Below are 12,614 nucleotides of genomic sequence, written 5' to 3' on the forward strand. Positions count from 1 at the left end.
AGGGGTGATGAATGTTGCTGACGTTGATTTACAGGGGAATACTGGTGTTCATGGCGGTGCTTATCGTTATCTGCATGTTCCGCGAAAAATCCTTCTGGAAGCAGGCAGGCGCGGCGATGGTGCTGATTCCGATGATACTGCGAATCCTTATGATTAAGTGAGGCATAGCATGACAGAGTACAAGTTCAAGGGCAATGCCCTCACAGCAATACTCCTCCTCGCCATCGCAGGAGGCATAGCGTACATCACTGCTCAGTCGTTCATGTCGATGTGGGTTGACGACAAGGTTTACCCGGCAGAAGGCTTCACTGAGCACAAACTCTCCGAGTGGGAGCCCGCCATCAAGGGCACGCCCGCAGACACGCCCGTATTCATTCAGAACGGAGAAGAGCCCGGCGGGACAGTCCTCATTCTCGGCGGAACTCATCCCAACGAACCGGCAGGCTTCATCTCCGCGATAATGTACCTTGAGCGCGCGATGGTCAGCAAGGGGAGATTAATCGTTATTCCGTTCGCGGATCACTCTGCGTTCACGCACAATTCTCCGCAGGACGCAGCCCCTCAACGCTTCCACATCGGGACGCGTACGTTCAAGTTCGGTTCACGCGCTAGCAACCCGATTCACCAGTGGCCTGAACCTGACATCTACATTCACTACCCTTCAGGGCAGAAGCTGGACGGTTCATCACGTGCCAACCTCAACAGAGGCTATCCCGGCACTCTCAACGAGGGCATAACTCAGGCAGCATCACTGGCTATCCTTGAGCTGATACAGAAGGAGCACGTTACGCTAGCGTTCGACCTTCACGAGGCCTCACCTGAATATCCCGTCGTTAATGCTATGGTTGCGCATGAACGTGCAATGGAACTTGCAGCAACCGCGACGATGGAGCTTGAGTTCAGCGGAATACCCATGAGGCTCGAACCCTCGCCGAAGAACCTTCGCGGCCTCAGCCACCGTGAATGGGGAGACGCGACTACTGACACCCTCGCTATTCTGATGGAGGCAGGCAACCCCTCGCAGGGCAGGCTTCGCGAACGCACAGATGAAGCACTCGTTCTGACAGGACGCGACAAAGCCTACGCCAGAGCCTCGAAACTTGGCCGCCTCTTCGTGCCTTACGAGGAAGATCAGCCGCTGGAATTGAGGGTAGCGCGTCATGTTACGGCAGTCATGGTCTGCATCGAACAGCTGGAGATGGTGCTTGACGAGTCTAAGGGCGTAACGATCGGGAACATTCCCGGCTACGAAGAGATTATCGCTGACGGGCTGAGCAAGTACTTAGCTCCCGAAGCGTAATATTAAGGAGGTAACGCAATGAAGAAAGTGTTGTTAGCAGTATTGATGGTGTGCATCGCGACGGCGGCATTTGCTGAAGTTCACGATGTATACGCGGAAAAAGGTATGGTGAGTTCGGCGCACGAACTTGCCTCGAAGGCAGGGGTTGAGATTCTGCAGAAGGGCGGCAACGCTGTGGACGCGGCAATAGCTACCTACCTTGCGCTTAACGTCGTCGAGTTCAACGCGTCGGGCATAGGCGGCGGCGGGTTCATGGTGATACGTTCGGCCAAGACAGGTGAAGTCGTGGAGCTGGATTACCGCGAGATGGCTCCTGCGTCGGCAACAAAGGACATGTACGCTTCCGACGAGTCCAAGAAGGCACACGAGTCCTTCGAGGGCGGAAAGTCTATTGGAGTTCCCGGCGCGGTGATGGGTATGTTCACGGCACTCAAGAAGTACGGGACGATGACCTTCGCTGAAGTCGCAGAGCCCGCAATCCGTCTCGCGGAAGAAGGCTTCGTGCTTGCGCCTATGCAGAACGGAATAATCACCGACGAATACGGCAAGCTGACCAAGTACAACAAGGAGTGTGCGTTCATCGTTGACGGACTTCCTCTCGAGGCCGGAGCAGTCCTCAAACAGCCCGAACTGGCCAAGACATTCCGGCTTCTTGCGGAGAAAGGTCCTGACGAGTTCTACGGCGGCGAAATCGGACAGGCAGTCGTTGATGCGGTCAATGCTTCGGGCGGAAAGATGACGCTTGATGACCTAAAGGCCTACAAGATGGAAGAGAGAGTGCCGGTAAAGGGCACGTACAGGGGCTACACGATCTATTCAACGCCTCCTGCATCGAGCGGCGGTACTCACATCGTCCAGCTCCTGAACATCATGGAGAACTTCAGCGTCAAGGAGCTCGGGCACAACACAGCGAAATACCTTCACGTTCTGTCAGAGGCGATGAAGCAGGCATTCGCAGACCGCCAGAAGTACATGGCAGACACAGCGTTTGCTCCTGACGTGCCGCTGGCTGGACTGACCAGCAAAGCCTACGCGAAGAGTATCGCAGAGAACCTCTCGACCGAGAAGTCAGCAAACGAGGTACAGCCCGGCAAACCTGCAGACTTCATCTCGTACAAGGGCGGAGACGTTCAGGAGAGAATCTCTACCAGCTCGTTCTCAGTCGTCGACGCAGAAGGCAACATCGTAGCTTCGACAAACACCGTAAATTACTTCTTCGGCTCAGGCGTAATCGTTCCGGGCTACGGCTTCGTCCTGAATGACGAGATGGACGACTTCGCGCAGAACCCCGACAGCGTCAACGCACCCGAACCGGGCAAACGTCCTCTGTCGAGCATGAGCCCTACAATCGTGATTGACCCGGAGGGCAGGCCGTTCATGACGGTAGGTGCTGCGGGAGCAATGAGGATAATCACCGCCGTAACGCAGATAATCATGAACGTTGTGGATTTCGGCATGACGATGGACGAAGCTATCGAGCAGCCGCGTATCTTCAACTCAGCGTCGAACGGCAAAGCCAACAAGCTGATGATTGAGCAGGGAATCTCTGAGGAAGTCATCAAGGCACTGCAGGAGATGGGGCATGAAGTAGATGTACAGCCCTTCACGGGTTACTTCGGGACTGCGCAGGGAATACTCTTTGACCACGCTAATAACCGCATGGACGGAGGAGCGGACAGCCGCAGGCTTGGTGTGCCTGTGGGGTTCTAAGCGTTAAGGTGAAAAGTTCAGCCCCCTCGAAGCTATGAGGGGGTTATTATTTTGCCGTTCTTAATTACCCACGCAATATTGAGAGACGCATCAAGCGCAACAAGATTTGCCCTGCCTCCCGCGTGAATGCTCCCGTCAAGCCCTATCGCCCGCGCGGAGTTCACCGCAGAACACCTCACCGCAACTTCAAGCGGAACGTTCATCTCGCGTACTGCCGTCCTCATGCAGTCCATGAGGTTCGTAACGCTCCCTGCAATCGTCTTCCCATCCTCGAGGGTTGCTCTGTTTCCGTGCTTGATGACGGGGAGGCCTCCGAGCTCGTAATCACCGTCGGGCATACCCGTAGCTTCCATTGAGTCGCTGATGAATATCACCCTGTCCGCGCCGAACATCCGCAGAGTGTTCCTCACAACAGCAGGGTGAACGTGAACTCCGTCGCAGATAAGCTCAACCGTAACATTCTCGTTTTCGGCCGCCGCGATGACCGGCCCGGGTGCTCTGTGGCTGATGGGGTTCATTGCGTTGTAGAGGTGCGTAACGTGCCTTGCACCCCGTGCGAACGCTTCACGTGCTGTGTCGTAATCACATGCAGTGTGAGCGACCGACACCCTCACCATCCTGCTGGCTTCCTCAATGAACGTCATAGCCCCGTCGACTTCCGGCGCGACGACCGCAATCCGTATCAGCCCGCCGGACTCTTCCTGAAGCCTCCTGAGCATCTCTGCGCTTGGCCGGGCAATATACGCCGGGTTCTGCGCACCGATTTTTGCCGGAGAGATGAACGGCCCTTCAAGGTTAATCCCCGCGAACTCCCCGAAGGACTTTGCGGCTCTCATGATACGTGAAAGCTCGTGCTCGGGGAGTGTCATTGTCGCAGGACAGAGCGTCGTGATGCCGTTGTGCGCCTCGTAGTCGGTGATTGCCTTGAAGGCTTCAGGCGTTCCTTCGCAGAAGTCATGCCCCGCGCACCCGTGAAAGTGTATATCCGTCAGGCCGGGAATGATATAGAGATTTTCAGCATCAATTGTCTCTGCCTCAGGAGGTTCTGTGTCGGCTATTATTCCGTCTTTGACGTAGAGGCTTCCCGCGCGAAACCTGCAGTTCTCACAGAAGATACTCCCGTCCTTAATCACAAAGCTCTGCATTCCGAGAACGCTCCTTCGTCGCACACAAGAATCACGTCATTATGAAGCTGCAGTATGCTTCCCGGCACGTACGGCGTAACTTCCCCGAAAAATACCTGTCTTACAGCTTCCGCCTTCTCTTCTCCCGACGCAATCACGAGAATTTTCCGTGCCCGCAGTATCGAGCGTATACCCATCGTGTAGGCATGGCTGGGTACGTCCTTTCCGGCCTCGAAGAATCTTCTGTTCGCCGCAACAGTGCTCCCTGAAAGTTCAACGCAGTGCACGTCCTTCACGAAGTATTCGCACGGCTCGTTGAAGCCTATGTGCCCGTTCCTTCCTAACCCCAACAGCTGCAAGTCCTGCCGTCCTATCCGCTCTAACAGTTCGTTGTACTTCCTGCAGGCTTCCGCGCTGTCGGTTATCTTTCCGTTGGGAAGGTGCGTGTTCTCCGGCCTTATGTTCACAAGGCTGAAGAGGTTATCCCTCATGTATGACGCGTAGCTTTCCGGGTCATCAGCACCCAGCCCCTTGTACTCGTCGAGGTTCACCGTAACAACCTCCGAGAAGTCGAGGTCTCCCTTCCTGTACCATTCCGCAAGCTGACGGTAAAGCCCGGCTGGTGTCGAGCCTGTAGCAAGGCCGAGAACGCAGTCGGGCTTCAGGATGATCTGTGCAGAAATTATGTTTGCTGCCTTCCTGCTCATCTCATCGTAGTTCTTCGTTACGTAAATCTTCATTTGCTGGCATCGATTAACTTCTTCAGCTCGTCATACACAAACTGTACTTTTGTGCCAACAACTACCTGCACGTTGTGTTCTGAAGGCCTGAACACTCCGGGTACACCGGCATTCTTCATCTTTGCTTCGTCGACGAGAAGATAATCTTCAACCTCTGTCCTGAGCCTCGTTGCGCAGTAGGTTACTTCCCTGATGTTCGCCGGGCCTCCGAGACCTTCGAGGATTACGCGCGCCATGTCCGTAAAGTTGTTGTTCTTGAGCGTAATCAGTCCTGCCTGCAGGCTCTCATCTTCCCTGCCGGGTGTCTTGAGGTCGAAGGTCTTTATCGCCCAGCTGAACACGACATAGTACACAACCGCGAACACGAGGCCTATCGGGATAATCATCCACGGATTTACGGCCATCGGAGCATTGAAGCTGAGTATCCAGTCAACCATTCCTGCGCTGAAGTTGAAGCCGCACCGTACAGGGAGATACGCGCACACGACGGCGGAAATTCCCGTGAGCAGTGCGTGAAGAAGGTACAGTCCCGGCGCGAGGAACATGAACGAGAACTCTATAGGCTCAGTGATGCCCGTAAAGAACGAGGCGATTGCTCCGGCCAAAAGAAGGCTTGCGGCACTCTTCTTGCGCTTGTCGCTGGCGGCTCTATACATCGCGAACGCTCCTGCAACGAGACCGAACATCATCACCGGGAAGAAGCCGGTCATGTACATTCCGGTTACTCCCTTGACCGCACCTTCTCCGCCCGACCAGAACAGCCCGAGATCGTTGATGCCAGCCGTGTCAAACCAGAAGACGGCATTAAGCGCGTGGTGAAGCCCGAGAGGAATCAACGCTCTGTTGAGCATGGCATAGAGACCTGCGCCTATAGGTCCGAGCCCGACGATGGAGATTCCGAAGCCGACAAGAGCACTGTAGACCACCGGCCACACAAAGTACAGCACGACCGCCGCGAGTGCCGAGAGTATCGCCGTAACTATTGCGACGCATCGCCTTCCCGCGAAGAACGCCAGCCAGTCGGGGGGCATGTAGTCTTTGCACCTGTTGTAGCAGCTTGCTCCGATGAGTCCGGCCAAGATTCCGATAAACGCATTCTGTATCTTGCCGAACGCCGCAGGAACCTGCGACACGTCAACCTGCGAGTACATTGCCACAGCACCGGGCGACAGCAGAGTCGTAATCATCAGCCACGACACGAGACCTGCAAGTGCGGGAGTGCCGTCTGTGTCATCAGCCATTCCGATAGCAACGCCGATGGCGAACAGAAGCGGAATCTGGTCGATGATTGCGCTGGCGGCCTTGATGCAGAACGCGGAATAGATGCTGTTCGCGCCCCAGCCTGTGGGGTCAATCCAGTAGCCTATTCCGTAGAGGATTCCCGCTGCGGGAAGACAAGCCACAGGGAGCATGAGAGATCTGCCGATTTTCTGGAGATACTTCATCATGATGAATAAACTTCCTTCCTGATAAGTTATGTTATGGATGTGGCAATTATATAACACTTTGTAGAGTATAATGAACTGTCCACCGAAACACTGCCGCGGGAAATGAGGATGACGGTATGTCTGATATTAAGTACTGGATCGTTGTTGTCGATGACGATGTTGCAAACCTGATGATGGCCGGAAATGTCATGAGCAAGAACGGAATGCGCGTAACTGCTCTGAAGTCCGGGAAAGCCCTGCTCGAATACATAGAGACTAAAGAAGTGCCGGATCTTTGCCTGCTCGACATCAAGATGCCGGACATGAACGGCTTTGAGACGTTGAAGGCACTGCGGGACACCGAGAAAGGCAAAGACCTTCCCGTTATTTTCCTGACCGCCGACGAATCACAAATGGCCGAAACTACAGGGCTTTCACTCGGAGCTATGGACTTCATCAAGAAACCCTTTGTGCCGGAAGTTCTTGTACTGCGGGCACGACACATTATAGACTTGGTACGGCTTCAGAGGAATCTTGCGCATGAGGTTGAACTCAAGACGGAAGAGAACCACAAGCTCTTCCTTCACGTCGTCTCTGTACTGGCGGCGGCAATTGACGCAAAGGATATTTCCGCAGGACATTCCGAACGCGTCGCGAAATGTGCGAGGGAAATAGCGAAACGTTACGGCTGCAGCGAGCGCAAACAGAATGATATATACATGATGGGACTCCTTCATGATGTCGGGAAAATCGGTGTGCCTGACTCAATACTCAAGAAGCCGGGCGACATGACCGATGATGAAACCGCAAAATTCCGTGAACATCCTGTAATCGGTGCTCATATTCTCTCGAGCATAAACGAGATGCCATCGCTGTCGCTGGGTGCAAAGTACCATCACGAGAGATACGACGGGAGCGGCTATCCCGGCGGGCTGTCGGGCGACAAGATTCCCGAACAAGCACGGATTATAGCTGTTGCTGACAGTTACGACGCAATGACCTGCAGAAAACATCTTCCGCCGGACGCAGTCAGAGAAGCCATCGAGAAAGGCAGAGGCACGCAGTTTGACCCTGTCTTTGCGGAAATAATGCTGGACATCATCGACGAAGGTATAACGTTTGCGTGAGCCTGAGATAATCAAGCGCGTCCGGGCAGTATGGCGGCTTCTCGGGGTATCAATCTATGATGATGAAGAACGCTGCAAACGAAACCTGAAGACCCTCGCATGTATTGCGGCAATTCTTGAAGTACCGTCGCTGTCCGGCGTGATATTTTACTCCTTCACTCCTATGTGGGAGTTCGCGCTCAGCTGCTCGGTCTATGCTGTTTTCCACGCAGTAATCTTTTACTTGGCCGCCGTCAGGAAGAACCGCAGGCTGGTTGCGAGCATAGGCACGATTCTTTCACTCATAGTCTGCACCAACATAGCACTGTTCGCGAGGAACGGCTTTGCGGCACACTGGACGCTTCTTTTCCCGCTCGTTGTCTGCTATCTCTGCGGAGTACGTCTGGGAATCTTAAGCTCCAGCTACATGACGCTCCTCTACATGATAATTTACTGGACTCCGCTGAGGGTTCTAATGGAAGATGTTTATCCGCCTGTATTCCTGAACCGTTTTCCCTTCCTCTATCTGGTTGTCTCGCTGAATACGGCATATATCATGATTGAGTATCATGTAAACATCCTGAGCCAGCAGCAGTACGAGAAGAGGCTTGAAGCCGCCAGAGACGAAGCGCGGGCCGCCAACCACGCAAAGAGCGAGTTTCTTGCGAGCATGTCCCACGAGATTCGGACTCCGTTGAACGCCGTACTGGGAATGAACACGATAATTCTGCGCGACTGCCAGCAGGCCAGGAAACTCCTCAGCGGAAACTGGGAAGCTCTGAAGATTCTGGAGAGCATAACGTCCAGTGCCGGAGACATTGAGAACGCCGGGAACAATCTTCTTTCGCTCATCAACCAGATTCTTGATTTCTCGAAAGTTGAAGCCGGAAAAATCGAGCTCGTAGAGACCAGATACAAATTAAGCTCTGTCCTGAATGACGTAAGCAGTATGGCAGCCATCAGGGCAAAAGCAAAAGATGTTGATTTCCGCGTTGATATTGATGAGAACATCCCTGATGTTTATTTCGGCGATGAAATGCGAATGAGGCTCATAATACTTAACCTCCTGACCAACGCCGTAAAGTACACCGACAGCGGAAGTGTAGATTTCTCGGTCAGCAGTGCGGATTCCGCGAACATCCAGCCCGGCAGTATTATCCACCTGAAGATTGTAGTGAAGGATACCGGCGTAGGCATCAGGAAGGAAGACCTCGATAAGATCTTCAGACGTTTCGAGCGTGTAAATCTCGAACACAACAGCACGATAGAGGGTACAGGTCTCGGCCTTGCTATAGTTCAGCTTCTTTGCAGCAAAATGGGAGGCGACATCAAGCTGGAGAGCGAATACGGGAAAGGTTCTGTGTTCACGCTGACGATTCCGCAGAAAGTTATCTCGTGCGAGCCTGTCGGGAATTTCCGCGAAAAGTTCGAGCAGAGCATCATCAACAGGGGGCATTACCACGAACTGTTCAAAGCTCCCGCCGCACGAATCCTGATAGTTGACGATACACATTTCAATCTTGTTGTGGCTATGGGGCTGCTGAAGAAGACGGAAATCAAGATTGATACTGCCTCGAACGGTGCGGACGCTGTTGCGCTGGCGGGAGAACGTTCCTACGACTTGATTCTGATGGATCAGCGTATGCCTGGAATCGACGGGACTGAAGCACTCCACCAGATACGGGAGTTCGACCAGAATACGCCTGTAATCTGCCTGACTGCCGACGCGATTCTCGGGGCACGGGCGCGGTATTTGTCGCACGGCTTCACGGACTACCTGACGAAGCCCATCGACAGCATTGCGCTCGAGAAAATGCTCTTGAAGTACCTGCCTAAAGAGAAAATCATTAAGGTTACGGGAGCAGACGAAGGAATCACGGAGGACGAAGCGGATGATTTTGCCGGGCTTGCGGAAGCCGGAATTAACGTTACGGCGGGGCTAAGGTATTCCCAGAACGATAAGACGCTCTACCGTGCTCTTCTGGGTGAGTATGCTGCGAGCTATGATGAGCGTGTTGATTCCGTAAAGAGATTCAGTGCGTCCAAAAACTTTGAACGCTACGGCATAGTTGTTCATGCTCTCAAGAGTTCATCAAGGATGATAGGGGCGGCGGAACTTTCCGAACTCTGTGCACAGCTTGAGAAGGCTTCTGACGGCAGCGATATTGAGACGATAGAGAAGATGACTCCGGCTATGCTGGAATTGTACGGTAAGACTGTCAGCGCGATACGTTCTTCTGATGCTGCGGGCACTGAAACCCTGCATGAATCTGACGATGAAATACTGGAATTTTTCCCTGAAACATAAATAGCTGTTACCGGCAAGATTAGTGGTGTATAATTAATTCCGTCCCGGGAAGCTGAGGACGGAGCAAAACGGGCTCGCTGAAGTTGGGGCGGAATCCCAGCCTCAGACATTAAGCCCTTCGGATAGGATTAACGTTTGAACTCACGGATTAAATCCGTTATCGCTCGTACAAGGTCGGTGATGGCCTCTACGAGCTTTATTATTGTCCTCACGTTCCCACCTCCTTTCACCTGATATAGGCTACTCGGGGTGTCCCCTTGCAAGCCTCGCCCCGCAAACTGCACACAGGGCGGCTTCCCGCAAAGTATTCTATCACAAGTCTTTAATCCGGCGGATAATTCTGATAAAGCCGATGGTGTATAATGCTGGAACAGGTGAAACAGGACTACCTGAAGCGGGGGGTTGGTTTCCCCACATCAGGAATCATCCCAACGATGAGGGATTACGCTTTGAAAATACGGATTAGATCCGTAAGGGCTCGGGTAAGGTCGCTAATGGTCTTAACGAGCTTTATTTTTTACCATCACATATCCCCTCATGCTAAAGTTACAGAATCCCCTCACCGAAAATGTCAATGTAACGAGATACAGGCCATCCATTCACAAAGGCCTGAACACGGAAACCTTTTCGCGATAAGGATAGAAGGTTTACTAACAGCACCAAAGCGCACAGCCGAACACCGCACAAACTCCACGTCCCGGGCTTCACTGAACGGGCGCGAGCGTTCAGACCGTGAAGGCATAACCGGCACGGAGCATAAAGCGGCCAAAGGCACAGTTACCCTCAGAACCCGTGAGGGCAGGACATTACCTAACGCCTCCCACACAAGGACGGCGGGAGGCACGACAGAAAACTACAAGGAGGTTTATCTATCATGTCAATGGTAATTCAGCACAACATACCGGCACTGCAGACGTACAACATCGTCAACGGTACCAGCAATGCCCTGCAGAAGTCGATAGCCAAACTGTCAAGCGGACTCCGCATCAACAGCGCGGCAGACGACGCGGCAGGCCTCGCAATCAGCGAGAAAATGCGTTCTCAGGTCGGCGGACTCGACAAGGCAGTAGCCAACACTCAGGACGGCATCAGCCTCATCCAGACAGCAGAAGGCGCGCTTCAGGAGACCCACTCAATCCTTCAGAGAATGCGCGAGCTCTCAGTCCAGGCGGCCAACGACACCCTGACACAGCAGGACAGAAGCTACATCCAAGTCGAAATCGACCAGCTCAACGACGAGATTACCCGTATCGGCGACACGACGCAGTTCAACAAGAAGAAGCTCCTGAACGGCGACGCGGCGGCTCTGTGGAGCAGTGATGACAACGAGACGAAGGCCATCATCAACGGCGGTCTCCGCAAGACAGACCAGTTCGGGCAGAAAGTCTCCGTCGAGGGCAACTACAAGATCCGCGTGAAGGCAGATCCTGGACAGGGCGAAGTCCAGAAGTCGGACATCATGAAGATTAAGCATGATGATGTCGTCATCAACAAGACCACCAACACCGATCTCGGCGTAACCGACGTATCTGTGAGCAACGTACCCGCCGGAAGCTACAAGCTCGAGCTCGCTGAATCAGCAGCACCCGGTGAAGGCGCAGAGAACGGCGGCGAAACTGGCCCGATCCTCACAGGTTCTTATGGTATCGGCGGCACGATGAACCAGACCACCAGCACTATCACCTTCGGAGATGCCAACATCGGTGCACCCGTAACGAAGATCACAGTCTCCACCACTGACGGTGTCGAAATCTGGTCAACGACCGGCTCAGACCTCTTCAAGTACAACGAGTCTACCTCCGGCACAACAGCAGCGGATCAGTCATCATTCTTCGAGGGACGCACGTCAGCAACCGCAGATGAAGGCCCGGCCTTCGTGGGAGTCAAGGATGAGATCATCGCCGCAGCATCAGCTAAGGGTATCAACCTTACCGGCTTTGGTGAAGTGGACGGAAATACCGGCTCTCTCGAGCTGACTACGATCACCAAGAACGGCACAGCCCCCGGGATCAAGATTACCTACGAGACCACAGACTCCGGCGTAGACCCCACAACTGAGACTGCCTCAGAAGACCCCGTGCCGATCGGCGCAGATCAGGTGTTCCAGCTTGAGATAGGGGACAACCTTCTGGAGAACGCGAGCATTCTGTTCGAGGTTACGAATATCGACTCTGTGAACCAGACTCTGACCCTCAAGGCCACAGCAACGAAGCTCTCGCAGGACGGCGTGAACTCAACCGCTACGCAGGACAACATTGTTCTGGCACTGGGCGGTGATGACAAGAACGAAGCACCTGAGAACCCTGTCAACCTCGACAAGCTGTTTGGCGGCACTGATGACGAGCCTTCAGTAACGATCACTTTCAGTGATGATGCCCAGCTGGATCCTTTCAGGCTTTCGACTATCTCCGAAGGCGCAAAGTTCGTGTACTTCGTTACCGCAAATGATGACGGAGCAGATCAGGATGATATTCAGGTCAACGTCTCCGGCTATCTTGACAGCTCGTGGGATGACAAGTGGGACGACAGCCCCTACAACGGCAACACTCTCGGCTACGTCCTCAACGGTGAATCGCTCGCCAACACGGATGTCCACTTCAAGAACTTCTACCTGAACGAGAAGACCGGAACAGTAACTGAGGGCGACATCACCATGTCGACCAACGAGAGGTTCAACAACAACAGCGACAGAGGCGGCGCACTGGCAGACCTTGACGGTGCTCAGACTCTCGCCAAGTTCGACGCGGCCTACATCGGCAAGGTAGCAACCGGCGACACCAAGCTCCGCGACCTCGACAAGTTCTGGAACTCTGAGGGCGTGTTCATGCTCGATGACCCGAAGACCATCACCCTCAATCAGGGCAATGGCAATAAAGCAAGCGTAACGCTCTACGCCAAC

9 protein-coding genes are annotated in these 12,614 nt (G+C 53.8%); 6 read left to right on the plus strand and 3 right to left on the minus strand.

Features of this window, described 5'->3' with window-relative positions:
* Positions 1 to 11: 11 nt before the first annotated feature.
* Genes IJT02_01795 through ggt form a run of 3 tightly spaced genes read left to right on the plus strand, consistent with a single transcriptional unit; the run spans position 12 to position 3,010 of the window.
* A complete protein-coding gene (locus IJT02_01795; protein MBQ7543657.1) occupies positions 12 to 161 on the plus strand; it encodes a hypothetical protein in 150 nt (49 codons plus the stop codon).
* Positions 162 to 169: 8 nt separating this feature from the next.
* Entirely contained in the window at positions 170 to 1,300 is a 1,131-nt protein-coding gene (locus IJT02_01800; protein MBQ7543658.1) for a succinylglutamate desuccinylase/aspartoacylase family protein, read from the plus strand.
* Between the two features lie 18 nt (positions 1,301 to 1,318).
* Complete coding sequence (ggt, locus tag IJT02_01805) at positions 1,319 to 3,010, plus strand: gamma-glutamyltransferase (protein MBQ7543659.1); 1,692 nt, start codon at positions 1,319 to 1,321, stop codon at positions 3,008 to 3,010.
* Positions 3,011 to 3,042: 32 nt separating this feature from the next.
* Here the strand turns inward: ggt and nagA are convergent, their stop codons facing one another.
* Genes nagA through IJT02_01820 form a run of 3 tightly spaced genes read right to left on the minus strand, consistent with a single transcriptional unit; the run spans position 3,043 to position 6,322 of the window.
* Positions 3,043 to 4,155: an N-acetylglucosamine-6-phosphate deacetylase gene (nagA, locus tag IJT02_01810; GenBank protein MBQ7543660.1), complete on the minus strand. Its 1,113-nt coding sequence runs from the start codon at positions 4,153 to 4,155 to the stop codon at positions 3,043 to 3,045.
* Positions 4,140 to 4,874, minus strand: a complete 735-nt coding sequence (gene nagB / locus IJT02_01815) for a glucosamine-6-phosphate deaminase (protein MBQ7543661.1) — start codon at positions 4,872 to 4,874, stop codon at positions 4,140 to 4,142. Before nagB ends, nagA begins: the two co-directional genes overlap by 16 nt.
* Entirely contained in the window at positions 4,871 to 6,322 is a 1,452-nt protein-coding gene (locus IJT02_01820; protein ID MBQ7543662.1) for a PTS transporter subunit EIIC, read from the minus strand. The genes nagB and IJT02_01820 overlap by 4 nt, the downstream gene beginning before the upstream one ends.
* A 116-nt stretch (positions 6,323 to 6,438) precedes the next feature.
* Between IJT02_01820 and IJT02_01825 the strand changes: the two genes are divergently transcribed.
* From IJT02_01825 to IJT02_01835, 3 genes are all read left to right on the plus strand, one after another.
* On the plus strand, positions 6,439 to 7,428 hold the full coding sequence (locus IJT02_01825; GenBank protein MBQ7543663.1) for a response regulator: 990 nt from the start codon (positions 6,439 to 6,441) through the stop codon (positions 7,426 to 7,428).
* Positions 7,421 to 9,715 carry a response regulator gene (locus IJT02_01830; protein ID MBQ7543664.1) on the plus strand — a complete coding sequence of 765 codons (2,295 nt, stop codon included), beginning with the start codon at positions 7,421 to 7,423 and terminating at the stop codon, positions 9,713 to 9,715. The genes IJT02_01825 and IJT02_01830 overlap by 8 nt, the downstream gene beginning before the upstream one ends.
* 880 nt (positions 9,716 to 10,595) lie before the next feature.
* The coding region (locus IJT02_01835) for a flagellin (protein ID MBQ7543665.1) at positions 10,596 to 12,614 on the plus strand (2,019 nt) is incomplete at its 3' end.

This window comes from Synergistaceae bacterium, assembly GCA_017450125.1.
In the GTDB taxonomy this organism is placed as follows: Bacteria; Synergistota; Synergistia; order Synergistales; family Aminobacteriaceae; genus JAFUXM01.

What these genes read in the sequence shown, in the direction of transcription:
- IJT02_01795 (MBQ7543657.1), top strand. Translation starts at nt 12, where the DNA reads ATGTTGCTGACGTTGATTTACAGGGGAATACTGGTGTTCATGGCGGTG.
- IJT02_01800 (MBQ7543658.1), top strand. Translation starts at nt 170, where the DNA reads ATGACAGAGTACAAGTTCAAGGGCAATGCCCTCACAGCAATACTCCTC.
- ggt (MBQ7543659.1), top strand. Translation starts at nt 1,319, where the DNA reads ATGAAGAAAGTGTTGTTAGCAGTATTGATGGTGTGCATCGCGACGGCG.
- nagA (MBQ7543660.1), bottom strand. Translation starts at nt 4,155, where the DNA reads ATGCAGAGCTTTGTGATTAAGGACGGGAGTATCTTCTGTGAGAACTGC.
- nagB (MBQ7543661.1), bottom strand. Translation starts at nt 4,874, where the DNA reads ATGAAGATTTACGTAACGAAGAACTACGATGAGATGAGCAGGAAGGCA.
- IJT02_01820 (MBQ7543662.1), bottom strand. Translation starts at nt 6,322, where the DNA reads ATGATGAAGTATCTCCAGAAAATCGGCAGATCTCTCATGCTCCCTGTG.
- IJT02_01825 (MBQ7543663.1), top strand. Translation starts at nt 6,439, where the DNA reads ATGTCTGATATTAAGTACTGGATCGTTGTTGTCGATGACGATGTTGCA.